Source organism: Inquilinus limosus MP06 (genome assembly GCF_000767795.1).
Classification (GTDB): domain Bacteria; phylum Pseudomonadota; class Alphaproteobacteria; order DSM-16000; family Inquilinaceae; genus Inquilinus; species Inquilinus limosus_E.
The window spans coordinates 1-23,694 of sequence record NZ_JANX01000005.1 but is presented as its reverse complement, the minus strand read 5'-3'; the positions used below and the strand labels follow the sequence as shown (position 1 = coordinate 23,694).

Sequence of the window (23,694 nt, the reverse complement as noted above, 5' to 3'; positions counted from 1 at the left end):
GCAACGGGAGGGTGAGGGGGCGTCCACGCCGCTGCAGGAAGGGCACGGCCGATGAACCTCTATCTCCGCCTCATCCGGGTCGTGGTCGCGGCGCTGCTGGGCCGCCGGCTCGGCCTGCTCGACGACAGCGTGGTGCGGTTCCGGGTCTGGCCGAACGACCTCGATTTCAACCTGCACATGAACAACGGCCGATACCTGACCGTCATGGACCTCGGCCGCACCGACCTGATGCTGCGGGTCGGGCTGGTCGGCCTGCTGTGGCGGCGGCGCTGGGCACCGGTGCTGGGCGGGGCGACCATCCGCTACCGCCGCTCGCTCGCCGCCTTCGCCGGCTACCGGCTGCGCAGCCGGCTGCTCGGCTGGGACGAGAAGTGGCTGTATCTGGAGCAGGGCTTCGAGGATGCGCGTGGTGCCGTCGTCGCCCATGCCGTGGTCAAGGCCGCGTTCCGTCGCCGCGGCGGCACGGTGCCGACCGCGGAGATCGCCGCCGCCTTCGGCTGGACCGGTCCCTCGCCCGAGCTGCCGGCCTATGTCCAGGCGCTGCGCGACGGCGAGGAGGCGATGCGCGAGAGCCTGCGCGAAGGGCCGCGCGCCGCCTGATCTTCGCCTTGTTCCTGCCGCGAGGCCGGGCCAGTCTGGCCCCGGCTCCGACAGGGGAGGGACGGATGAGGATCCTGGCAGGTCTGGTCGCCGCCGCATGGCTCGCGGCCCCGTCCTCCGCGCCGGCCGCCGGGTCGCCTGACCCCAAGGCGCTGGCCGAGGCGATCACCACGCTCTATGTTCCGCTCGGCCTGACCCGCGCCGTGGTCGCCAGCTGTGACCGGGCCGATGCGCCCAATGCCGCGGCCCATGCGGCGGCGCTGGAGGCCTGGCGCCGGGCGAACGACGCCGACCGGCTGGAGCGGCTGCTGGAACGGACGCTGGCGCAGAGGGACGGCTTCGCCGACGCCCGGGCGAAGCTGGAAGCCGCCCTTCAGTCCCAGGCCGATTCGATGGTGCAGAAGACGCCGCTGCTGTGCGGCGCCCTGCCGGCACTGTTCGGCGGCAAGACCTTCGCGCTGGCCGCCAATGCCGGGCCGGCCCGCGGCGTGCTCGAGGCCTTCATCGGCCCGGCGCCACGGCCCAAGACGCTGTATTCGGTGGGGCAGCTCTCCGCCCTGGCGGCCGAAGCCCGGCGCCAGGCGCCCGGCGACGAGGACGAGAAGACCGACTGGGCCTCCGACCTCCTGGGCCGGTTGGGGATGATCGCCGTTTCCGGCCGGGCCGTCGACGACGACCGGCTGCGGCAATGGACGGTCGACCAGCAGTCGCTATGGACCGCGTCCTGCGATTTCGACGACGAAGCGGAGGAGAAGTTGTTCGCCCGCGAGCAGGGCCGCGATGTCGTCGTCGCCGGGCGGATCGGGCGGGTCTACGACTTCAAGGTCATCACCCTGGAAGGCTGCAGGCTGCTCGACGGGCCCGAGGGCATCGCCAGGGCGAGCATCCCGGAGGAGCCGGGCCTGACGGCGAAGCCGAAAACGCTGTTCTCGATCGCGCAGCTCTCGGCCGTGGCGAAGGAGCTGTTCCGGCGCACCCCCGGCCAGAAGGACGACGACAAGGTCGACGCCGTCAGCGCCGCGATGCAGCGGCTCGGGCCGATCGCCCTCTCCGGCCGGTCGGACGGTGACGACCGGCTGCGGCAATGGCTGCCGGAGCAGCGCTCGATCTGGAGCGCCAGCTGCGATTTCGCCGATGACGCCGAGAAGAAGCGCTTCGAGCGGACGAAGGGCCGGGATATCACCGTCGTCGCCCGGATCAGCCGGGTCTATGCCTTCGAGGTGTTCAACCTGTCCGACTGCCGGCTGCTGGACGACCCGTCGCGCCTCGCCCGGTCCGACCTGCCGGAGGCCGGCGGGCTGGAGTACCGGCCACCGGAGGCGGCGGAGGTGAATGCCGGGCCGGACAAGGGCCTGCCGGCCGGGCAGATCGAGGCGATGCTGTTCCGCGAGCAGTTCCAGGTCGGCATGAATCCCGGCGGCGGCACCTACACCGACCGCAACGAGGAGAGTTTCCTGCTGCTCAAGGACGGCACCGCCTATCGCTACGAGTTCGACTATCCGCCGACCGATCTCGATGCCGAGCAGACGCGCCGCCGGGCGCCGCAGGACTGGTCTCGCTGGGAACGGCCGGACCAGAAATACGTCATGACCGCCGCGGCCGGGGAGAGGGCGGACCTGCCCAGCTTCACCGTGCTGAAGCCGTTCCCGCCGGATTCCCGGCTGGACCACAGCTACTATTATCTGAATGTGTCGATGGGCGGCGTCACCACGCGCATCGACCTGACCTTCCGGCCCGACGGCACCTTCGAGCGGCGCCAGGGCGGCAGCTTCTTCATGCAGAGCATGGCCGGCACCGGGCCCGATGGCGGCTCGGTCGGAGTCTTCAGCGGCGGCATGGGCGCGGTGATGAACGAGAACGGCTTCTCGATAGGCGGCGCCCTGAAGCAGCGGGATTCAAAGGGGCGTTACCGGCTGGACGGCTACGCGCTGCAGCTGACGGCCGATGACGGCACGGTCACCCGGCTGCGCATCGGCGTGCCGGGCGACGACGTCAAGGCGCCGGACACGCTGAACATCGGCGGCACCAGCTACTGGGACGCGGAGAAGGAGAAGTAGGGGAGGGGGAAGGCCTACGGCCACCCTTTTGTCATCCTCGGGCTTGACCCGAGGATCCAGGGGCTTTCAAGAGCCGCTCTGGGTGGCCCCTGGATTGCCGGGTCAAGCCCGGCAATGACAGGAAAAGGAAATGAGAACAGTCCTGAATGGCCGCGCCGGCTACGACGCGTGCTCCTTCTTCCACTTCTGGACCTTGCGCAGGATCATGTTCCGGCGCAGCGCCGAGATGTGGTCGACGAACAGCACGCCGTTCAGATGATCGATCTCGTGCTGCACGCAGGTGGCCAGGATGCCGGTCGCGTGCGTCTCCCGCTGGGCGCCGGTCTCGTCCAGGTAGCGCACCTTGACCTCGGCCGGGCGCACCACCTCGGCCCATTGCTCGGGCAGCGACAGGCAGCCTTCCTCGGCGGTCTGCAGCTCATCCGACGCCCAGGTGATCTCCGGGTTGATCAGGCGCAGCGGCGCCGGCGGCTCGCCCTTGCCGGCGACGTCGATGACGATGATCCGCTCCAGGATGCCGATCTGCGGCGCGGCCAGGCCGATGCCCGGCGCGGCATACATCGTCTCCAGCATGTCGTCGGTCAGCTTGCGGATTCGGTCATCCACCGCGGCGACCGGCTTCGCCTTGGTCTTGAGGCGGGGATCGGGGACGATCAGGATCGGGAGCTTGGCCATCGTGCGGTCGAAATAGGCGTGGGGCCGGCCAGGGTCAAGCTTCGCCATCCGCGGGGCTGCTGTGCCGGATGGCTTGTGTTAGGGTGCGCCCCGCGCCGCCGGGGCGCAGGACGACAGACAGGACGAGAGCCGTGACCGCGATAGCCAAGCCCGAGACATCGCTGCTGGCCGACATGGCGCCGGAGGAGCAGGAGCGGCTGCGGTCGATCGCCGAGGACGTCCGCAGCGGGGCCAATTGGGTGGTGCGCAAGCGCAAGCTGCTCGACACGCTGCTGGCGATCGAGGCGGCGATCGGCGGCATGCCGAACGAGGCGCTGATCGGCGACGACAGCGACTTCGCCGCTTTGCGCGACGAGATCCGCAAGATGGAGGAGGCGGCCCAGGCCGCCGCGGCCGCCGCCGGCGAGGCGCCGGACGAGCCGCTGGACGAGGACGAGCTGGCCGCCGCGGCGAACGAGATCGCCTTCCTCACCGGCCTGCCGACCTATGTCGGCGTGGTGCTGGAGATGCTGGACGAGCGCGAAGTCACGACGGTCGAGCAGGCGGCGTTCTACCACCTGTCGGCCCATCCGGAGCATCAGCGCGCCGCCGACGCCTGGTTCGACGCCGACATCCGCAACGACAAGGCGTTCCGCAAGTTCCTGCGCGCCAACCGCGACTATTCCGACCTGCTCGACCGGTTCGAGGAGATGCTGGACGTGGTCGAGGAGGGGCCGGAGGACGAGGAGTTCGACGACTCCCCCGCGACCCGGCACTGACGGCAGCGGCGCGCGCCCACGATGAAGCCCGGAAACGCCATCTTCTCCGGCCTCGGCACCACGGTGTTCGAGGTCATGTCGCGGCTGGCGCGCCAGCACAGCGCGGTCAATCTCGGCCAGGGCTTCCCGGACGGGAAGGGGCCGGAGGATGTGCTGCGGGTCGCGGCCACCGCCATCACCGACGGCTGGAACCAATACCCGCCGATGCTCGGCCTGCCGGAGCTGCGCCAGGCCGTGGCGGCGCATGAGAAGCGCTTCTACGGGCTCGAGGTCGACCCGGACAGCGAGGTGGTGGTCACCTCCGGCGCCACCGAGGCGCTGGCGGCGGCCCTGTTCGCGCTGATCGAGCCGGGCGACGAGGTGGTGCTGTTCGAGCCGCTCTACGACGCCTATCTGCCGCTGGTCCGTCGGGCCGGCGGCGTGCCGAAATTCGTGCATCTGACGCCGCCCGACTGGTCCTTCGACCGGGCAGCCCTGGCCCGCGCCTTCTCGCCGCGAACCAAGGCGGTGCTGTTCAACAACCCGCTGAACCCGGCCGCCAAGGTGTTCGGCGCGGCCGAGCTCGACCTCCTCGCCGAATTCGTCGAGGGCGCGGACGCGTATGCGATCTGCGACGAGGTCTATGAGCATCTGGTGTTCGACGGCCGCCGGCACCAGCCGCTGATCGCCCGGCCCGGCATGCGCGAGCGCTGCCTGAAGATCGGCTCGGCCGGCAAGACCTTCTCGCTGACCGGCTGGAAGGTCGGCTACGTCACCGCGGCGCCGGCGCTGGCGACCCTCCTGGGCAAGGCGCACCAGTTCCTGACTTTCACCACGCCGCCGAACCTGCAGGCCGCCGTGGCCTACGGCCTGGCCAAGGGCGACGACTATTTCGACGGGCTGACCGCCGAGCTGCAGGGCAAGCGCGACCGCTTCGCCGCCGGGCTGCAGCGGCTCGGCCTTGCGGCGCTGCCCTGCGACGGCACCTATTTCGTCAATCTCGACATCGGCTCGACCGGCTTCGACGGCGACGATCAGGCCTTCTGCCGGCACCTGATCGAGGAAGTCGGCGTCGCCGCCATCCCGGTCTCGGCCTTCTATGCCGAGACCCCGCTCCCGACCGTCGCCCGCTTCTGCTTCGCCAAGCAGGATGCGGTGCTGGACGAGGCATTGGCGCGGCTGGCGAAACGGTTCGGCTAGGCGGGCCCCTCCCGCCAGCAGATCTCTTCGGAATTCCCAGAACCGTCATTGCGAGCGCAGCGAAGCAATCCAGGGGCCGGTGCGCACCGGCCCCTGGATTGCTTCGTCGGCTTCGCCTCCTCGCAATGACGGCAAGGGATGGGCGCTATGAGACGATCTCCCAAGCGGGAGAGGCAATGACTCCTGAGCGGGCTGCGTTCGCCTCTGGACAGCCGGGCGCGGGAATGCGTTCCTCGGGGCAGCGACGCTGCGAGGGAGGCCGCCCTGCTCGGCACCATCCGCAACCACCTGCGGCACCACACCCGTTTCTATGCCGGCGCGGTGCTGGGCGTGGCGCTCTGGTTCGCCCTGGGCGGCAGCGCCAGCGGCCCGATCGCCGTGGTGATCGCCGGCGATGCCTTCTTCGGCCTGTATCTCGCCTGGACCGCGGTCCTGGCCCGGCACGTGACGGCCGAATCCTTCCGGCATCGCGCCGATATCGATGATGAAGGCCTGCCGCTGATCGTGCTGATCACGGTGATCGCGGCCGGGCTCGGCGTCGCCTCGATCTTCAGCTTGCTGAACCAGGCGCAGGGCCCCACGCCGCTGCATCTGGTCCTGGCGGTCGCCGGCGTGGCGCTGGGCTGGGCCACGCTGCACACCGTCTTCGCCTTCCGCTACGCCCACCTCTACTATGGCAAGGCTGAGGGCGGGCACGGCAAGCGCCAGGATGCGCGCGGGTTGGAGTTCCCCGGCAACGAGCAGCCGGGCGTGTGGGACTTTCTCTATTATTCCTACGTCATCGGCATGACGGCCCAGGTCTCGGACGTGCAGGTGACCGATTCCCATATGCGCCGGGTGACCCTCGGCCACGGCGTGCTGGCCTTCATCTTCAACACCGTGATCTTGGCGCTGGCGGTCAATATCGCGGCCGGCCTGGCCCATTGACGGCCGGCCCCTTGACAGGGCCGGCCATTCGCCCGACCTTTATCGCAGGTGCAACAAACGAAAGGAGGTGATCCGATGTCTAGCGCTCCGGTGACCATGATCTCCGCAGCTTCCCTGATGGGACGTGCGTCGGATCGGGCGATGTCGGCAACCTCCGGTCTGCCGGCCTGACACCGACCATTTCGTCGCGGTGATCCGCGAGCGCCGGCATCCCAAGACCGGCGCCTCACCGAACGTTGAACTCGAACCGCCGCCCCTCCGGGCGGCGGTTTTGCATTGGCCTGCCGTCGCCCTCCAGGGCAGCGGCCTTCGGTAGGGCAATGGTTTCAGAAGCGGACCGAGCCCCAGCATTGTGCAATGCACCCATGCGATGGGTCTCCGGCATTGACTTTCGATGCCCCCGCCGCCACTTCTACGGACGAATTCAATCACCATCCCGGCATGGTTTCGCCGCTGCCCCGCGATACGCGATCTGCAGCGCAGGACGCCGCCTTTGCGCGCGTCCCGACAGCCGCCATGTGGGTCCGGAGGGGATCCGCCGGGACCGGCTTCAGCAAGGGAGAATAATACATGCAGAACGACAAGCCTCTCGCCGGCAAGACGATCGCCATCCTCGTGTCGAACGGGTTCGAGGAAGTCCAGATGACCGAGCCGCAGCGGGCCCTGCTCGCCGCCGGCGCCACCCTGAAGATCGTCTCGACCGAGCAGGGGCTGGTCAATGGCTGGCACGAGAAGGCGTGGGGCCACTACTTCGCCGTCGACGTGCCGCTGTCGAACGCTCTGGCCGCGGATTTCGATGCCGTCCTGATCCCGGGCGGTGAGCGCGGCGTGGCCAAGCTGGCCGCCAACCCGCACACCAAGCGCATCCTCCGCGGCTTCGCCGATGCCGGCAAGCCGATCGCCGCCCTCGGCGGCGCGCCGCAGCTGCTGGCGCTGTCCGAGCGCATCCAGGGCCGCACCGTGGTCGCCAACGACGCCGTGCGCGAGACCCTCGAGGCCGCCGGCGCCAAGCTGGTCGACGAGACCGTCGTGGTCGACGGCAACCTGATCACCGCCCGCGACGACCTCGACATGGACGCCTTCAAGGGCTCGATCGTCGAGCACTTCACGACCATCGCTGCCTCGCTGGCCGCGGCCGCCTGATCCTCCGGGACCGGGACCAAGCTCGAAGGGCGCCGGTTTCCGGCGCCCTTTTTGTTTGTCTGGTGAGGAGGCGGCCTGCTTTCACAAGCCCCACCATTGTCATTGCGAGCGCAGCGAAGCAATCCAGGGGCCGGTGCGCACCGGCCCCTGGATTGCTTCGTCGGCTTCGCCTCCTCGCAATGACGGCGAGGGGCTAAAAAACCGCGCCTGCAGGAAAGGCTACGTGATCAGGCCGCCTCGTCGCGCCGCGCCGGGGTCGGCGTGTCCCAGAAGTGGCAGGCGGCCTGGTGGCCGGGGTTGCCGACATCGGTCAGCTGCGGCGCCACCTGCGCGCACAGATCCTGCGCCTTCGGGCAGCGGGTGCGGAAATAGCAGCCGGTGGGCGGGTTCAGCGGGCTCGGCAGGTCGCCGGTCAGCACGATCCGCTTCTTGCTGCGCTCCGCATCCGGGTCCGGCAGCGGCACCGCCGAGATCAGCGCCTGGGTGTAGGGGTGGCGCGGATTGTCGTAGATGTCGTCGCGGTCGGCGATCTCGGCCAGCTTGCCGAGATACAGCACCATGATGCGGTGGCTGATGTGGCGCACCACCGATAAATCGTGGCTGATGAAGATCAGCGACAGGCCGAACTGGCGCTGCAGCCGCATCAGCAGGTTGACGATCTGGCTCTGGATCGAGACGTCGAGGGCCGAGACCGGCTCGTCGCACACGATCAGCTTCGGGTTCAGCACCATCGCCCGGGCGATGCCGATGCGCTGCGCCTGGCCGCCGGAGAATTCGTGCGGGTAGCGGTTGATCATCTCCGGCCGCAGGCCGACCAGGCCCATGATCTCCTCGACCTTGGCCCGCCGCTCCTTCTTGCTCAGCTTGCCCTCGAACACCTCGAGCGGCTCGCCGATGATCTCGCCCACATTCATGCGCGGGTTCAGCGAGGCCAGCGGATCCTGGAAGATGATCTGCAGGTCCTGGCGCTTCTCGCGCATCGCGCCACTGTCGAAATTGGCGATGTTCTCGCCCATCCACACCACCTGGCCGGCGGTCGGCGGGATCAGCTGCAGCACGGCGCGGCCCAGGGTGGACTTGCCACAGCCGGATTCGCCGACCACGCCCAGCGTCTCGCCGGCCTTGAGGTCGAAGCTGACGCCGTCGACCGCCTTGAGGTACTCGCGATGGCCCGACCACATGTGCCGCTTCGGCATGGCGAAATGCACACGCAGGTCACGCACCGACAGGATGGTCTTGCCGTCCGGGGGATTGTTGGGGGTGTCGGTCATGGCGCGGGCCTCAATGACGGGTCCGGGCGGCGCGATCGGCGTCGATGACGGCGCGGTCGGCCTCGGTTAGGGGCAGCTGGGTCAGGTGGCAGGCCTTGGCCCGCATCCCGGCCTCGCCGTCGCCGCAGGGGCGCAGCGCCGGCTCCTCGGCCAGGCAGCGGGCATGGGCGTAGCGGCAGCGCGGCTGGAAGTTGCAGCCCGGCGGCAGGTCCTGCAGGTTCGGCGGCTGGCCGCCGATCGAGGGCAGCTCGGCATGCCGGTCGGAGTTCAGCCGCGGCATGCTCTGCAGCAGTCCCTCGGTGTAGGGGTGCTGCGGGCTGTAGAAGATGTCCCGCACCGATCCGGTCTCGATGACGTTGCCGGCATACATCACCATCACCCGGTCGGCCAGGCCGGCGATGACGCCGAGGTCGTGGGTGATCAGCACGATCGAGGTGTTGAACTCGCGCTTCAGGTCGCGCATCAGGTCCAGGATCTGGGCCTGGACGGTGACGTCGAGCGCCGTGGTCGGCTCGTCCGCGATCAGCAGGTCCGGCTGGCACAACAGCGCCATGGCGATCATCACGCGCTGGCGCATGCCGCCCGAGAATTCGTGCGGATACATGCCGATGCGCCGCTTCGCCTCCGGGATGCGGACCAGGTCCAGCATCTCGATCGACCGCTTCAGCGCCTGGCCCTGGCTCATCCCCTTGTGCTGCACCAGCACCTCGGTCATCTGCCGGGCGATGGTCAGGTAGGGGTTCAGCGACGTCATCGGATCCTGGAAGATCATCGACATCTTCGAGCCGCGGAAGCGGTTCAGCTTCGCCGGCGGCAGGCCCAGGATCTCCTGCCCGCGATATCGGACGCTGCCTGTGGCGTAACCGTTCGAGGCCAGCAGGCCCATCACCGACATGAACAGCTGGCTCTTGCCCGAGCCGCTCTCGCCGACGACGCCGAGCGTCTCGCCGGAGGCGATGTCGAGCGAGATGCCGTTCACCGCGGCGACCACGCCGTCGCCGGTCTTGAACCGGGTGACCAGGTTGCGGATCGCCAGGATGGTTTCGGTCTGAACGGCCGGGCTGGCCACGGTGCCGGTCATCGGAGTGGGGGAGGTCACGAGGGTTGCGGTCATTGTCTATTGGCCTGGGGCTCAGCGATCGCGCGGGTCGAGGGCGTCGCGCAGCCCGTCCCCGATGAAGTTGAGGCAGAACAGGGTGACGGCCAGGAACACGGCCGGGAACACCAGCATCCACCAGGCGATGTTCAGGTTGCGGGCACCGTCGGAGATCAGCACGCCCCAGCTGGTCATCGGCTCCTGCACGCCGAGGCCGAGGAAGGACAGGAAGCTTTCCAGCAGGATCACCTTCGGCACGGTCAGCGTCATGTAGACGATGACGGGCCCGAGCGTGTTCGGGATGACGTGCTTGCGGATGATCCGCCAGGTCGAGACGCCGCAGGCATGGGCCGCCTCGATGTACTCCTTGCGCTTGATCGACAGGGTCTGGCCCCGGACGATGCGGGCCATGTCCAGCCATTCCACCGCGCCAATGGCAACGAAGATCAGCACGATGTTCCGGCCGAAGAACACCATCAGCAGGATGACGAAGAACATGAACGGCAGCGAGTAGAGCACGTCGACGACGCGCATCATCAGGTTGTCGACCCGGCCGCCCAGGAAGCCTGCGGTGGCGCCGTAGGTGACGCCGATGATCAGGCTGACCAGGGTGCTGACGATGCCGACCAGCAGCGAGATCTGGCCGCCATAGAGGGTGCGGACCAGCAGGTCGCGGCCGTTCGATTCCGTGCCGAAGTAATGGGCCGCGGTGCCGTCATCCGCGGCTGCGAAGGTCGGCGCGGCCTGGAACGAGGTATAGTCGACATCGTCCAGCCCCCAGGGCAGGAAATGCGGCCCGGCGACGCAGACGACGCCGATCAGCGCCAGGACGAACAGGCTGACCACGGCGGCCTTGTTGCCGCGCAGGCGGCGCCAGGCGTCCTGCCAGAGGCTGCGCCCCTTGATCTGCTTGGGCTGGGGAGGGATGGTCCCGATCGTGGCGTCGGTCATGGCCGGACCTCAATCATAACGCACGCGCGGGTCGAGCGCGCCGTACAGCAGGTCGACCAGCAGGTTGAACAGGATGATCAGGGCGGCGAAGAAGATCACCACGCCCATCACCAGCGTGTAGTCGCGGTTCAGCGCCGCCTGGACGAAGTAGCGGCCGATCCCCGGGATGCTGAAGATCTGCTCGATCACCACCGAGCCGGTGATGATGCCGGCGGTGGCGGGGCCGAGATAGGACACCACCGGCAGCAGCCCGGCCTTCAGCGTGTGGCGCATGATCGTCACCCGCTCCGGCAGGCCCTTGGCCCGGGCGGTGCGCACGAAGTTCGACCGCAGCACCTCGATCATGCTGGCGCGGGTCAGGCGGGCGATATAGGCGGTCGGCGGCAAGGCCAGCGCGACGATCGGCAGGATGAAGGAGGTCCATCCGGCGGTGATGCCGCCGGCGGGCAGGAGCCGCCACATCACGCCGAAGAGCAGGATCAGCAGCGGCGCCACGACGAAGTTCGGGATGGTGATCCCGATCATCGCCAGGGTCATGGCCCCGTAATCGCCCATCGAGTTCTGCCTGAGCGCCGCCATCGTCCCGAAGAAGATGCCGCCCACGGCCGCGACCAGGATCGCGATCAGGCCGATCTGCAGCGAATAGGGGAAGCCCTCGCTGATCAGCTCGTTGACCGAATAGTCCTTGTACTTGAAGGAGGGACCGAAATCGCCTTGCAGGATGTTCGCCATGTACCGGCCGAACTGCATGTAGAGCGGTTCGTCCAGGTGATAGGCCTTCTCCAGGTTGCGCTTGATCTCGATCGGCAACGGCTTCTCCCCATCGAACGGGCCGCCGGGCGCCAGCCGGATCATGAAGAAGGCGACGGCGATGATGATGAGGAGGGTGGGGATGGCGCCGAGGATGCGGCGGACGGTGTAGCTCAGCATGTCAGGGGTCCTTGCGCCCGCGCGGCGGGGCGGATGGATGCGCCGGGCGCTGAAAAGGCGATGCCCGCCACCCGGCCGGAGGCAGAGTGGCGAGCATCGTCATGGTCAGGGTTCTCTTAGCGCTCGACGGTGACCCAACGGCTCAGGTGATAATCCTGGACGTTGTCCTCCCAGCCCTTCACATGGCTCGAGACCATGTGCTTGCTGGCATAGAAGGCGAAGGGAATGATCGGCGCATCGGCGATCATCACCTTCTCGGCCTCCTGCAGGATCTGGGCGCGCTTGGTCAGGTCGGACTCACGCGCGGCCTTGTCCATCAGCTCGTCGAACTTCGGGTTGCAGTAGGCGGACGTGCTCTGCTCGCCGATGTCGCAGCGCTCCAGCTCGAGGAAGTTGTTGGCGTCGTTGTAGTCGCCGATCCAGCCGTGGCGGGTGATGTCCTTGAACTGCTTCTTGTCGCGCGTGTCGAGGAACGTCTTCCACTCCATGTTGGTCAGGGCGGCGTTGACGCCCAGCTTCTGCTTCCACATCGCGGCGATCGCCACGGCCACGTTCTTGTGAAGCTGGCTGGTGTTGTAGATGATCTCGACGTCCAGCGGCTTGTCCGGGCCGTAGCCGGCCTTGGCGAGAAGCTCCTTCGCCTTGGCGTCACGCTCCGCTTGGCTCAGGTCGGCGTAGTCGGGCTTCCAGCCGTTGAAGTTGTCGGTCCCCGGCGGCACGAAGGTGTAGGCCGGGATCTCGCCGGCATTCATGATCTTGCCGGTGACGACGTCGCGGTCGATCGCCAGCGACAGGGCCTGGCGCAGCTCCGGCGTGCTCTTCCACGGCTCATGCGTCAGGTTGTAGGCGTAGAAATGGGTGCCGAAATAGGGCGCCAGCCGGGTCTCGGAGGCGTCGGACGACTGCAGCTCCTTGATCTGCTGCGGCGGGATCTCATAGGTCGCGTCCAGCTCGCCGGCCTTGAAGCGCTGCAGCTCCGCGTTCTGATCCTCGGTGGCGTAGAACATCACCGTGTCGATCTTGACGTTCGCCGCGTCGTAGAAGTTCGGGTTCTTGACCACCTTCACATGCGACTGCGGCACCGCCTCCGCCAGCATGAAGGCGCCGTTCGAGACCATGTTGCCCGGCTTGACGAAGTCGTCGCCGAACTTCTCGTAATTGGCCTTGCTGATCGGATAGGTCGAGTGGTGCACCAGCATCGACAGGAAGTACGGGGTGGGGGCGACCAGCTTCACCTCGAAGGTGTGATCGTCGACCGCCTTGACCCCGAGATCGGTCAGCGGCTTCTTGTCCTGGCGGATGTCCTTGGCGTTGACCACCTGGTCCAGGAAATAGGCGTAGTCGCTGGCGGTCTTGGGATCGACCAGGCGCTGCCAGGAGAACACGAAATCCGCGGCGGTCAGCGGCGACCCGTCCGACCACTTGGCGTTCTGGCGGATCTTGAAGGTGTAGGTCAGGCCATCATCCGAGACGGTCCAGCTTTCCGCCGCGCCGGGAACCGGCTTGCCCTTGGCGTCCGAGGTCAGCAGGCCCTCGAACAGGTCCATCTGGATGAAGGATTCCGGAACGCCCGTCGACTTGTGGACGTCCAGGGTCTCCGGCTCGGCGCCGTTGCCGCGATTGAACACGGTCTCGGCGAGGGCCGCGCTCGATACGCCGCCCAGCAGGGCGGCGGCGAGCAGCCCGCGCCCCAGGATCTTGGTGAAGCTGTGCATGTGTTCGCCCCTACTGTTTCCGGTTTCCCGGTCACTGGTTTTGTTTGCAAAGCGCTCCCGCTCGGACGCGCTCTCGTCCGTCTCCCACCAGCGAGGAGTGATGGCGTGGACGGTATCGTTTCGACCGCATTTGAGCAATCGAATTCGCGGGTCTGCTATGATTCCGGTGCGGGTTTCATGCCTTGCAAAAGTCGCAAAAAGGAAAGTGTCGAATCGGCTTTGCGCTTGTTCTTTACTTTCTTCTTGGCCTCATCTCAGCCGCGATTCCGAAACCGGCCGGGTTACGAAACGGGCCGGCGGTGCCAGGCCGCCGTTCCGAAGCAGAGGAAGATCTGTATTCATTGATTTGTCGGACCTTACCGCGCGACGGAAAGCCAGCGCGACAGATGGAAATCCTGCACATTGTCCGTCCAGCCTTTCACGGCCGGCGAGACGGCATGCTTGGTGGTGTAGAAATACAGCGGCAGCACCGGCATGTCGGCGATCATGATCTTCTCCGCCTCCTGCAGCAGCGCGCCGCGCTGCTTCGGGTCGGTTTCCTTGGTCGCCTGGGCCATCAGCGCGTCGAATTTCGGGTTGGCGTAGCCCGAGGTGCTCTGGTCGCCGACGTCGCTGAGCTCGAGCTGCAGGAAGGTGTAGGCGTCGTTGTAGTCGCCGAACCAGCCGTGCCGGGCGACGTCCGGGAACTCCTTCTTGTTGCGGGTGCTCTGGAACGTGGCCCATTCCTCGTTGTTGAGGGTCACGTCCACGCCCAGCGTCCGCTTCCACATCGCGGCGATGGCGACCGCCAGCCGCTTGTGGTTCTCGCTGGTGTTGTAGGTGATGGTCAGCTTCAGCGGCTTGTCCGGGCCGTAGCCGGCCTTGGCGTACAGCTCCTTGGCCCTAGCGTCGCGCTGGGCCTGGGTCATGCCCGCCGCCTCCGGCGTCCAGGCCGGGAAGTTGTCGGTGCCGGGCGGCACGAAGCTGTAGGCCGGGACCTGGTCGGCCTGGGTGATGTTCTTGATCAGCACATCGCGGTCGACCGCCAGCGACAGGGCCTGGCGCAACTCCGGGCTGCTCTTCCACGGCTCGCGCGTCATGTTGAAGGCGTAGAAATAGGTCGCCAGGAACGGGACGACGTGCAGCTGCTCGGGGATATCCTTCTTCAGGCTGGGGATCTGCTCGCTCGGCAGGTCGAAGGTGATGTCGAGCTCGCCCGCCCGGAATCGCTGCAGCTCCGAGCCGCCATCCTCGGTCGGGAAGTACATGACGGTGTCGATCGCGACGTTCGCGGCGTCGTGGAACTGCGGGTTCCGGACCAGCTTGATGTAGCCCTGCGGCACCGCCTCGGCCAGCGTGTAGGCGCCGTTCGAGACCAGGTTGCCCGGCTTGATGAAGTCGCCGCCGAACTTCTCGACATTGGCCTTGCTGACGGCATAGGTCGACTGGTGCACCAGCGACGAGACGAAGTACGGCGTCGGCGCCGTCAGCTTCACCTCGAAGGTGCGGTCGTCGACCGCCCTGACGCCGAGGGCGTCGAGCGGCTTCTGGCCCTCCCGGATCTCCCGGGCGTTGACCACCGGGTCGAGATAATAGGCGTAGGCCGAGCCGGTCTTGGGATCGACCAGCCGCTGCCAGGAGAAGACGAAGTCCGCCGCGGTCACCGGCGTGCCGTCGGACCATTTCTCGTCGGCCCGCAGCTTGAAGGTGTAGGTCAGGCCGTCATCCGACGGGGTGACGCTCTCGGCCGCGCCCGGCACCGGATCGCCCTTGGGGCCGTAGGTCATCAGGCCTTCGAACAGGTCGGTCGCGATATTGGCTTCCGTGTTCCCTTCGATCTTGTGGGGATCGAGGGTCGCCGGCTCGGCGCCGTTGCCGCGGTTGAGCACCATCTCGGCCGCGGCCACGCCGGACACGCCGGCCAGAAGAGCGGCGGCCAGAAGCCCGCGCGCCAGGATCCTGCTGAAACTGTGCATGTGCCTGCCCCCTGCTGCCATGACGGCGAGCGCCCTATGCACGGGCGCGCTCGTCATCGGCGTGCCGCCGATGAGCGTGATGGCTGGGACGGTATCGCTTCGACCATAGCTGGGCAATCGATTTCACGGTTCGCCGCAACTCTGACGGGCGAAAACTGAATGTCGGACAAGTCGCGGCACGAGAGCATCAAGTCTGTACGGATTTTGTTCTTGATAACGTCTTGCCGTCATCTGGGCTGTGATGCCGGGATCGGCCGGCTGACGAAGCGCAGCGCCAGCAGCAGCGCCAGCAGCAGCAGCGCCCCGGCCTGGTGCATCGCCCCCAGCCAGACCGGAACCTTGGTCAGCAGGGTGGAGATGCCGAGGCAGAGCTGCACCACCACCATCAGCCCGACCAGATGGCCCCAGCCCACCACCGGCGTGCGGCTGCAGCGGAAGGCCAGGGCCAGCACCACCAGGGCGGTGCCGATCGCCAGCCAGCGATGGGTGAACTGCACCAGGGCGGTGTTGTCGAACCAGTTCAGCCAGGCCGGGATGATGCTGAAGGATTCCGGCGGCAGCAGCCGCCCGTCCATCAGCGGGAAGGTGTTGTAGACCTGGCCCGCATCCAGCCCGGCGACGAACGCGCCCCAGCACATGGTGACGGCGACGCAGGCGATGGCGATCGAGGCGTGGCGGCGCAGCGCCGGCGCCCCGGCGAAGTCGCCGCGCCGCTGCAGCGTCAGCCCGTAGGCGGCCCACAGGATCAGCGCATAGAGCAGCACGGCCAGGCCGAGATGCGCGGCCAGCAGATAGTGGCTGACCGACGGCCGTTCGTTCAGGCCGCTGGCCACCATCACCCAGCCCAGCACGCCCTGCGCCCCGCCCAGCACCAGCAGGCCCAGCAGGCGCAGCCCGAGCGGCCAGCCCAGTGCCCGGCGCCAGGCGAACCAGGCCAGGCCCACGGCGAAGACCAGGCCGGTCAGCCGGTCCCAGAACCGGTGCAGCCATTCCCAGAAGAAGATGTGCTGGAACGCCTCCAGCGACATGCCGGCATTCATGTAGCGGTATTGCGGCGTCGCCTTGTAGGCGGCGAAGGCGTCGGCCCAGGCCTGGTCGGACAGAGGCGGCAGCGTGCCGGTGATCGGCGCCCATTCGACGATCGACAGGCCGCTCTCGGTCAGCCGGGTGATGGCGCCGATCACCGCCGCGGCGAAGACCATGGCGGCGCTGAGGAACAGCCAGGCGGCGACGGGGCGCATGGCCGGTGCGGCGGCGGGCGGGCGCAGGGCCGCGGCGGCTGGGGTCGATTGCATGGACTGGGCTTATCGCGCCGGCCCGCGGCGGCGTCAAACCAGCTTTTGTCGCAGGGACCGACGCTGCGCCTCAGGCGCTGGCGTCTGCCAGATCCAGACGCCGCTCGATCCGGTCCAGGCGGGCCTCGACGCGGTCGATGCGACGCTGGACGCCTGCCAGATTCTCCTCCACCGAGGTCATCCGGACCTCGATGTCGTGCACGTCCTCAGCCAGCCGGTCGACCTTCTGATCGATCTGGCGGAGATAGCGAAGGGTCAGGCTCTCGGGGGCGTCCGTCATGGGACCACTCTGGCAACGGCCATGTGTCCAATATGGCAACGACCGCCCCCGCTGTCCACGGCACGGGGTCTCAGGCCCTACCGCACCTTGCCCTTGCGCGGGTCATAGGGATGACGGGCGCCCCATTCCTCGACGAAGCGCGCCAGCTCCGGATCGGCCGGGTCGGGCAGGGTGACGGCCAGCTTCACATACTGGTCGCCGCGGGCATCGCCGGTGGGGCTGCGCACGCCCTTGCCCTTCAGCCGCAGCACCGTGCCGCTGTTCGCACCCTTGGGGATGGTCAGCATCACCGGGCCGACCAGCGTCGGCACTTCGACCCGGCCGCCCAGCACCGCCTCCTGCAGCGACACCGGCAGGGTCATGCGGATGTTGCTGCCGTCGCGCTCCAGCACCGGGTCGGGGATGATGCGGACCTCGATCAGCGCGTCGCCGGGCACGCCGCGGCCGCCCTTCTCGCCCTGGCCGCGCAGGCGGATGGTCTGGCCGTCGGTCAGCCCGACCGGCAGGGTGACCTTGAGCGACCGGCCGTCGGCCAGCGTCACCGTGGTCTCGCCGCCCTCGGTCGCCAGGCGGAAATCCGCCCGAAGGGTGTAGCTGATGTCGCGGCCTTTGCCGCCGCCCCGGCCGCCGGCCCGGGTGCCGCCCTGACCGAACATGCCGCGCAGGATGTCGTCGATGTCGCCGGCATCGGCGAAGGCGTCGTAGCTGTCGGCGCGCTGATATCGGGTATCGCCGGCGCGGCCACCGGCCCCGGCACCGGGCCAGCCGCCGGGGCGGCGGGTATAGGCGCGCTCGGCGCCGGTGGCATCGATCTCGCCGGCGTCGAAGCGGCGGCGCTTCTCGGCGTCGCCCAGCAGGTCATAGGCGCCCGACACCGCCTTGAACCGCTCCTCGGCGCGGGCATCGCCCTGGTTCAGGTCGGGGTGGTGCTTCTTGGCGAGCTTGCGATAGGCCCGCCGGATCTCGTCCTCGCTGGCGGTGCGGGGCACGCCCAGCACGGCATACGGGTCATCCATGGCTCGGATCTCTGGGGGTAAGTCGTTGATCCGAATACTTGATGTCGCATCGACCCGGTTTCAACGCTCCTCTCCCCTTCCGCAACCCTCAATTTCCGGTTGCGTCGTCGTCCTGGAAGCGCCGGCGCCAGTCGGCCAGCTGATGGGTGATGTCCAGCGCCGCCGCCAGCGCCGCCCGGCCCTCCGGCCCGCTGACCGCCGGTGGGCGGCCGTTGCCGACGCTGTCGAGGAAGCTCTGGATCTCCAGCTTCAGCGGGTCGCCGTTCTCGAACTGCTGCTCTTCCTGATACAGCTCCGGCTGGCCGTCGCGGCCGCGGATCTTGCGGATGAAGGTCAGCTTGGCCTCGCTCAGGTCGACCATGATGTAGCCGTCCTGCTGGAAGATCCGCATGGTGCGGTGGCGCTTCCAGCTGACCCGGCTGGCCGTCACCGCCGCAGTGCAGCCATTGGCGAATTGCAGCCGGGCGTTGACGATGTCGTCCGCTTCGCTCAGCACCGGCGCGCCGACGGCGTCGATCCGCTCCACCGGCGACCCCACGATCTTCAGCACCAGGTCGATGTCGTGGATCATCATGTCCAGCACGACATTGACGTCGGTGCCGCGCGGCTTGAAGGCGGAGATGCGCTGGCATTCGATGTAGCGCGGCCGGTCCAGGATCTTGGTCAGGCCCTGCACCACCGGGTTGAAGCGCTCGAGATGGCCGACCTGCAGCACCAGCTTGCGGTCGGCGGCCAGGCGGCTCAGCGCGTCGGCCTCCTCCAGCGTGTTGCTGATCGGCTTCTCGATCAGCACATGGATCCCGTTCTCCAGGCAGGTGCGAGCGGTGTCGAAATGGGCGTTGGTCGGCGTCGCGATGCTGACCGCGTCGACCTTGCCGATCAGCTCCGACAGGCTGGTCACCGCCCGGGTGCCGAGCTTGGTCGCCAGCGCCTCGGCCCGGCCCGGATCGGTGTCGCAGACCGCCACCAGCTCGGCCTCGGGCAGCTCGGCATGCTTGGCGGCGTGCAGGCTGCCGAAATAGCCCGCCCCGATCACCGCGGTCCGGGTCCGCTTCATGACGTCTCCACGCTCGTCAGCAACACTCTTTCCCCTTCCTAACGCCCTTGCCCACGCTTTGACCAGCGGTGATACGCTTCCGGCTTGACGGGCGCGCCCTCCGGGGCGAGGAATACGTCCGACTTAACAACCGGGCGGGCGAGATGGCTGGCAGGCTGGCGGGCAAGACGGCGGTGCTGACCGCGACGGGGCAGGGGATCGGCCGGGCGGCGGCGCTGGCCTTCGCCCGCGAAGGGGCGACGGTCTACGCCACCGACATCAACGAGACGGCGCTGCAGTCGCTGGCGGCCGAGGCGCCGGGCATCAATGTCGCCCGGCTCGACGTCCTCGACCACGGCGCGATCAAGGCCTATGCGGCCGAGCGCGGCGCCGTCGACGTGCTGTTCAACTGCGCCGGCTTCGTCCATGCCGGCACCATCCTCGACTGCGAGGAGAAGGACTACGACTTCTCCTTCGACCTCAATGTCCGCTCGGCCTACCACATGTGCCGGGCCTTCCTGCCGGCGATGATCGCGGCCGGCGGCGGGTCGATCGTCAGCGTTGCCTCGGTCTGCTCCTCGATCAAGGGCCTGCCGAACCGCTTCATCTACGGCGCCACCAAGGCGGCCCTCTTGGGGCTGACCAAGTCGATCGCCGCCGATTTCGTCGGCCAGGGCATCCGCTGCAACGCCATCTGCCCGGGCACGGTGGAGACGCCGAGCCTGCACGACCGCATGGCGGCGCAGGGCGATGTCGAGAAGGCGCGCGCCGCCTTCGTCGCCCGGCAGCCGATGGGCCGCCTCGGCACCGCCGAGGAGATCGCGTCGCTGGCCGTGTACCTGGCCTCGGACGAGGCCTCCTACCTCACCGGCCAGGCGATCAACGTCGACGGCGGCATCACCATCTGATCGCGGCGTCCCGCCGCCCACCACCCGAGTCTCAGGGAGAGAACACCGATGAAGCTGCTGCGCTACGGCCCCGCGGGGCAGGAGAAGCCGGGCCTGCTCGACGCCGAGGGCCGGATCCGCGACCTGTCGGGCGTGGTCCCGGACATCGCCGGCGAGGCGCTGACCCCGGCCGGCATCGCCCGGCTGAAGGCGCTCGACCCGGCCACGCTGCCGGTCGTCTCCGGCAACCCGCGCTACGGCGCCTGTGTCGCCGGCACCGGCAAGTTCATCTGCATCGGCCTGAACTACTCCGACCACGCCGCCGAGACCGGCGCCACCGTGCCGCCGGAGCCGATCATCTTCATGAAGGCCACCAGCGCCATCGTCGGCCCGAACGACGATGTCGAGATCCCGCGCGGCAGCGAGAAGACCGACTGGGAGGTCGAGCTCGGCATCGTCATCGGCAAGCCGGCGAAATACGTGTCCGAGGCCCAGGCGATGGACCATGTCGCCGGCTTCTGCGTCATCAACGACGTGTCCGAGCGCGCCTTCCAGACCGAGCGCCACGGCCAGTGGACCAAGGGCAAGAGCTGCGACACCTTCGGCCCGACCGGCCCCTGGCTGGTGACGCCGGACGAGGTCGGCGACTACGACAACCTGCATATGTGGCTGGAGGTCGACGGCCACCGCTACCAGAACGGCTCGACCAAGACCATGGTCTACAAGACGCCGTTCCTGGTCAGCTATCTCAGCCAGTTCATGAGCCTGCGCACCGGCGACATCATCTCTACCGGCACCCCGCCGGGCGTCGGCATGGGCCAGAAGCCGCCGAAGTATCTGAAGGCCGGCCAGACCATCCGCCTCGGCATCGAGAAGCTGGGCGAGCAGGCGCAGAAGACCGTCCAGGGCTGATCTGGCCGGACCGGATCCGGCTGCTCAGGGCTTGGGCAGCCGGGCCTGGAAGAACTGAAGCACATCGGCGTCGAACTGCCGATGGAACGCCACGCGGTCGAACCCATTCTCGTCCGCGCAGATCTCGGGCTCGCCGTGGTCAGCGACCAGCCTGGCGAGTTCGGGGCTGCATGGGGCCATGAAGGCGAAGTGGCCGGAATTGGGGACAATGCGATAGTCGGGCTTCACCGGCAGGGCCCGCGCCACGGTCGCGGCGTCACGCGGCAGCACGCCGTCACCGCCCCGTTCGGACGCCCAGAGCTGGACCGGGACGGCCACGGCGGCGAGGCCGGCCGCCGTGAACTGGGCGCCGAGGGCGGGATCGGCGATCACGGCAGCCCTGATCCGGGTGTCGTGGACAAGCGGCCGGGCAAGGGTCGAGCCTTCGCGGATCTGCTCGCACCAGCGGTTGCCGGGATAGCTCGGGCAGTTGTCCAGCAGCAGCCGGAACTCCGGGTTGCCGCCGATCGCGACCAGGCCGGTATAGCCGCCGCGCGAGAAGCCGAAAAAGCCGATCCGCTCCGGATCGATCCGGGCGGAATCCGGCCATGGACCCAGCATATGGTCGATCAGCCGCTTGATGTCGGCCGGGCGCTCGATCATCGATGCGATGTCGCCCGGGCGCCGCGTCTGCTGCGCCATGCCGCTGTCCAGCGGATGGTTGATCGCCGCCACCACGAAGCCGGCATCCGCCAAGGTCTCGGCGACATCGTGATGGCCGCCCCACCAGCCGCCGACGCCGTGCGAGACGACGACCAGGGGCATGCCGGCGCCCGTGACCGGGCAGTCCTTGACCGCAGGCAGGGTGATCGGCCCGGTCTTCACATCGGTCGGCACCCCGATGCAGGGATACCAGACCGCGCCGGTCAGCGCCGGGCCCTCCGCATCGGCGGGAATGTCGATCATCCGCAGGCCGGCAGCGCCGGCGCTCGTTGCCATCAGCGGCAGGGCGATCGCCAGCGTCATCAGGATGGATTTCATGTCGTTCGGCTCCTCGGGGGCAGGGAATGGCCGCGAACAGCGTGTCGGCAAGCCCGGTGCCAGCAAGCCCCATGCCACCGGGGGTCTCTTGGGGGCGTGCGGCACCCGCGCTCCCGCAACATCTTGATCGGGCGAGAGATTTCGCGTGCCCGCAGACGGATGCGAAAGAGGCAGCACGCTCCTCGAGGACCGCGAGCGCAGGAGCCGGGGCTGGGGCCCGGTAAAATTTCGCCGATATTCGGGACTGTTTCCGGTCCGATGCAGCCGTGATCGGTGCTCGGGGTCGGGGCAACGCCGGCTTCGTCGGTCAGCATTAATTTGGGTTAAGTTCGCTGTCGGCCGCGACGGCGACGCACCATCTCTCTCGTGTAGGAGAAGAGACACGCCCGCTTCGGCGTGCCGCGTCCAGACGAATGGTGTCACCATGCTGAAGCTGTTCCACGTCAATCCGCGTCGCACCGCGGTGCTCGCCGCGATCGGCGCCGCCCTGGCGCTGCCGCTGATGGTTTCCACCCCGGCCGAGGCCTGGTGGCGCGGCGGAGGCTGGGGCTGGGGAGGAGGATGGCATGGCGGCTGGCATTCCGGTGTCAGCATCGGCATCGGCCTGCCGCTCTACGCCCCGCCGCCGGTCTATTATGCGCCGCCGCCCCCGGTCTATTACGCGCCCCCGCCGGCCTATTACGGCCCGCCGCCGGTGGTCTACCAGGCGCCGCCGCGCGTGGTCTACGCCGCGCCGCCGGCCCGGGTCTGGGTGCCGGGCTACTGGAGCCGCGGCGTCTGGGTCGAGGGCCATTGGCGCTGAGCTGACGCGCAGGCCCGCCACCCGGATTTTCCGCCCTGGCTGTGCCCGCGGTCACAGCCCCGGAGGAGCAACTCCGCCATAGTCCGTGAGCGCCTCGGCCGGATGTCCGGCCGGGGCGTTGCGCTGGAATGCGGCGCGGAGTTGGAACCATGAGCCTCATCGGAACGACCGGCGTCGAGCCGGACGATACGGTGGCGCAGAGCGGCGGCTGGTGTCTTTCGAAATCGGAGAGCCGGTCTGCCTATGTGTCCTGGTCGGAGGTCGCGGTCGCCTGGGTGGCGATCCCGGCCGTCCTCGGCATCATCGCGGCGATCGTCGCCGCGTTGTCATAGCCTCCGCTCAGCGGCGGCGCGGCAAGGTGAGCAGCCCGACGCCGCCGAGCACCAGAAGCGCCCCCACAACCTGAAGCCCGGTCATCGCCTCGTCCATCCCGGCCCAGGCCAGAAGGATGGTCGAGACGGGACCGAGCGCCCCCAGCAGCGCCGCCCGCGTGGCGCCGATCCGCTTCAGCGCCTCGCTGGTTGCCCAGACCGGCAGCACCGTCCCGATCACCGCGATCCAGGCGGCGATGCCCAGCACCTTGCCGGACACCAGCAGGTGGTCGGCCGGGCGCAGCACGAAGAACTGGGCGATGCAGGTGACGCAGGCCGCCATCATGGCGATGGCGGTGAAGCGGGTGCTGCCGATCCGCGGCACCGTGCTGCTGCCCCCCACCAGATAGCCGGCATAGGCCAGGGCGCTGAGCAGGATCAGCCCGGCGCCGCCCAGCCGCGCCGTGTCGAAGCCGGCGGCCGAGGCGTCCAGCACCAGGGCCAGCCCGGCATAGGCGACCAGCAGGCACAGCATCTCCCGCCGCTGTGGCCGCCGGCCGAAGAAACACCGCCGACAGCGCCAGCACGAAGGTCGGATACAGGAACAGGATGATCCGGCCGAGGCCGGCCGGCACCGTGCGCAGCCCCAGAAAATCGCAATAGCTGGCGATCCAGTAGCCGAGCAGGCCGAGCGCCACGGCGCGCAGCAGGTCGCCCGGCGCCAGCGGTCCGGCGGCGCGGCGCCGGGCCCAGGCCCACATCGCCACGAAGAAGGGCAGCGACAGGCCCATGCGCAGCGCCAGCAGCGTCTCGGCGTCGACGCCCTCGGCATAGCCCAGCCGGATCAGCACCGGCCGGGTGGAGAAGGCGAGGACGCC

General features: G+C 68.4%; 23 protein-coding genes and 1 pseudogene. 10 read left to right on the top strand and 14 right to left on the bottom strand.

Annotation, left to right across the window (positions count from 1 at the left end; translation table 11 throughout):
• The first annotated feature begins 51 nt into the window (after positions 1 to 51).
• Together P409_RS01540 and P409_RS01535 are read left to right on the top strand one after the other, a co-directional pair.
• Complete coding sequence (locus P409_RS01540; protein ID WP_034831092.1) at positions 52 to 600, top strand: thioesterase family protein; 549 nt, start codon at positions 52 to 54, stop codon at positions 598 to 600.
• A gap of 65 nt (positions 601 to 665) precedes the next feature.
• Complete coding sequence (locus P409_RS01535) at positions 666 to 2,657, top strand: hypothetical protein (protein WP_034831089.1); 1,992 nt, start codon at positions 666 to 668, stop codon at positions 2,655 to 2,657.
• A gap of 159 nt (positions 2,658 to 2,816) precedes the next feature.
• Here P409_RS01535 and def read toward each other — a convergent pair whose 3' ends face one another.
• Positions 2,817 to 3,332, bottom strand: coding sequence for a peptide deformylase (gene def / locus P409_RS01530; RefSeq protein WP_034831120.1), 516 nt, complete (start codon positions 3,330 to 3,332; stop codon positions 2,817 to 2,819).
• Between the two features lie 131 nt (positions 3,333 to 3,463).
• Here def and P409_RS38615 point away from each other — a divergent pair, with 131 nt between their 5' ends.
• The 4 genes from P409_RS38615 (at position 3,464) to P409_RS01510 (ending at position 7,339) form a co-directional block, all read left to right on the top strand.
• Complete coding sequence (locus P409_RS38615; protein WP_052119898.1) at positions 3,464 to 4,090, top strand: hypothetical protein; 627 nt, start codon at positions 3,464 to 3,466, stop codon at positions 4,088 to 4,090.
• Between the two features lie 21 nt (positions 4,091 to 4,111).
• Positions 4,112 to 5,269, top strand: a complete 1,158-nt coding sequence (locus tag P409_RS01520) for an aminotransferase (RefSeq protein ID WP_034831087.1) — start codon at positions 4,112 to 4,114, stop codon at positions 5,267 to 5,269.
• A gap of 330 nt (positions 5,270 to 5,599) precedes the next feature.
• Positions 5,600 to 6,196 (top strand): DUF1345 domain-containing protein, encoded by a 597-nt coding sequence (locus P409_RS01515; protein WP_161790319.1) that lies wholly within the window; start codon positions 5,600 to 5,602, stop codon positions 6,194 to 6,196.
• A 570-nt stretch (positions 6,197 to 6,766) separates the two neighbouring features.
• Positions 6,767 to 7,339, top strand: coding sequence for a DJ-1/PfpI family protein (locus P409_RS01510; protein ID WP_034831083.1), 573 nt, complete (start codon positions 6,767 to 6,769; stop codon positions 7,337 to 7,339).
• A gap of 227 nt (positions 7,340 to 7,566) precedes the next feature.
• On the opposite strand, the gene P409_RS01505 is transcribed toward P409_RS01510, so the two are convergent.
• From P409_RS01505 to P409_RS01460, 10 genes are all read right to left on the bottom strand, one after another.
• Positions 7,567 to 8,610 (bottom strand): ABC transporter ATP-binding protein, encoded by a 1,044-nt coding sequence (locus P409_RS01505; RefSeq protein ID WP_052119896.1) that lies wholly within the window; start codon positions 8,608 to 8,610, stop codon positions 7,567 to 7,569.
• Between the two features lie 10 nt (positions 8,611 to 8,620).
• Complete coding sequence (locus tag P409_RS01500) at positions 8,621 to 9,724, bottom strand: ABC transporter ATP-binding protein (protein WP_081991110.1); 1,104 nt, start codon at positions 9,722 to 9,724, stop codon at positions 8,621 to 8,623.
• An 18-nt stretch (positions 9,725 to 9,742) separates the two neighbouring features.
• Positions 9,743 to 10,657 carry an ABC transporter permease subunit gene (locus tag P409_RS01495; RefSeq protein ID WP_034831082.1) on the bottom strand — a complete coding sequence of 305 codons (915 nt, stop codon included), beginning with the start codon at positions 10,655 to 10,657 and terminating at the stop codon, positions 9,743 to 9,745.
• A 9-nt stretch (positions 10,658 to 10,666) separates the two neighbouring features.
• A complete protein-coding gene (gene oppB, locus P409_RS01490; protein WP_034831080.1) occupies positions 10,667 to 11,587 on the bottom strand; it encodes an oligopeptide ABC transporter permease OppB in 921 nt (306 codons plus the stop codon).
• A gap of 116 nt (positions 11,588 to 11,703) precedes the next feature.
• Positions 11,704 to 13,302 (bottom strand): peptide ABC transporter substrate-binding protein, encoded by a 1,599-nt coding sequence (locus P409_RS01485; RefSeq protein ID WP_052119894.1) that lies wholly within the window; start codon positions 13,300 to 13,302, stop codon positions 11,704 to 11,706.
• Between the two features lie 356 nt (positions 13,303 to 13,658).
• The gene (locus P409_RS01480) at positions 13,659 to 15,257 is read right to left on the bottom strand and encodes a peptide ABC transporter substrate-binding protein (protein ID WP_052119893.1); all 1,599 of its coding nucleotides are present in this window, start codon (positions 15,255 to 15,257) and stop codon (positions 13,659 to 13,661) included.
• Between the two features lie 227 nt (positions 15,258 to 15,484).
• A complete protein-coding gene (locus tag P409_RS01475) occupies positions 15,485 to 16,552 on the bottom strand; it encodes a COX15/CtaA family protein (RefSeq protein ID WP_034831078.1) in 1,068 nt (355 codons plus the stop codon).
• A 70-nt stretch (positions 16,553 to 16,622) separates the two neighbouring features.
• Entirely contained in the window at positions 16,623 to 16,832 is a 210-nt protein-coding gene (locus P409_RS01470; RefSeq protein WP_034831077.1) for a hypothetical protein, read from the bottom strand.
• Positions 16,833 to 16,909: 77 nt separating this feature from the next.
• The gene (locus P409_RS01465; protein WP_034831076.1) at positions 16,910 to 17,848 is read right to left on the bottom strand and encodes a DnaJ C-terminal domain-containing protein; all 939 of its coding nucleotides are present in this window, start codon (positions 17,846 to 17,848) and stop codon (positions 16,910 to 16,912) included.
• Between the two features lie 88 nt (positions 17,849 to 17,936).
• On the bottom strand, positions 17,937 to 18,905 hold the full coding sequence (locus tag P409_RS01460; protein WP_034831074.1) for a Gfo/Idh/MocA family protein: 969 nt from the start codon (positions 18,903 to 18,905) through the stop codon (positions 17,937 to 17,939).
• 143 nt (positions 18,906 to 19,048) lie between these two features.
• Here P409_RS01460 and P409_RS01455 point away from each other — a divergent pair, with 143 nt between their 5' ends.
• Together P409_RS01455 and P409_RS01450 are read left to right on the top strand one after the other, a co-directional pair.
• Positions 19,049 to 19,792: an SDR family oxidoreductase gene (locus P409_RS01455; protein ID WP_034831072.1), complete on the top strand. Its 744-nt coding sequence runs from the start codon at positions 19,049 to 19,051 to the stop codon at positions 19,790 to 19,792.
• A 48-nt stretch (positions 19,793 to 19,840) separates the two neighbouring features.
• On the top strand, positions 19,841 to 20,683 hold the full coding sequence (locus P409_RS01450; protein ID WP_034831070.1) for a fumarylacetoacetate hydrolase family protein: 843 nt from the start codon (positions 19,841 to 19,843) through the stop codon (positions 20,681 to 20,683).
• Between the two features lie 24 nt (positions 20,684 to 20,707).
• Here the strand turns inward: P409_RS01450 and P409_RS01445 are convergent, their stop codons facing one another.
• On the bottom strand, positions 20,708 to 21,703 hold the full coding sequence (locus P409_RS01445) for an alpha/beta hydrolase family protein (RefSeq protein ID WP_034831069.1): 996 nt from the start codon (positions 21,701 to 21,703) through the stop codon (positions 20,708 to 20,710).
• A 424-nt stretch (positions 21,704 to 22,127) separates the two neighbouring features.
• On the opposite strand from P409_RS01445, the gene P409_RS39945 reads away from it, so the two are divergent.
• Complete coding sequence (locus tag P409_RS39945; protein ID WP_052119892.1) at positions 22,128 to 22,505, top strand: hypothetical protein; 378 nt, start codon at positions 22,128 to 22,130, stop codon at positions 22,503 to 22,505.
• 149 nt (positions 22,506 to 22,654) lie between these two features.
• On the top strand, positions 22,655 to 22,837 hold the full coding sequence (locus P409_RS01435; RefSeq protein WP_034831068.1) for a hypothetical protein: 183 nt from the start codon (positions 22,655 to 22,657) through the stop codon (positions 22,835 to 22,837).
• 7 nt (positions 22,838 to 22,844) lie between these two features.
• Here the strand turns inward: P409_RS01435 and P409_RS40225 are convergent, their stop codons facing one another.
• Both P409_RS40225 and P409_RS41470 read right to left on the bottom strand, forming a co-directional pair.
• A complete protein-coding gene (locus tag P409_RS40225) occupies positions 22,845 to 23,351 on the bottom strand; it encodes an EamA family transporter (RefSeq protein ID WP_052119891.1) in 507 nt (168 codons plus the stop codon).
• Between the two features lie 34 nt (positions 23,352 to 23,385).
• Positions 23,386 to 23,694, bottom strand: a pseudogene (locus tag P409_RS41470) (EamA family transporter); the annotation flags it as partial.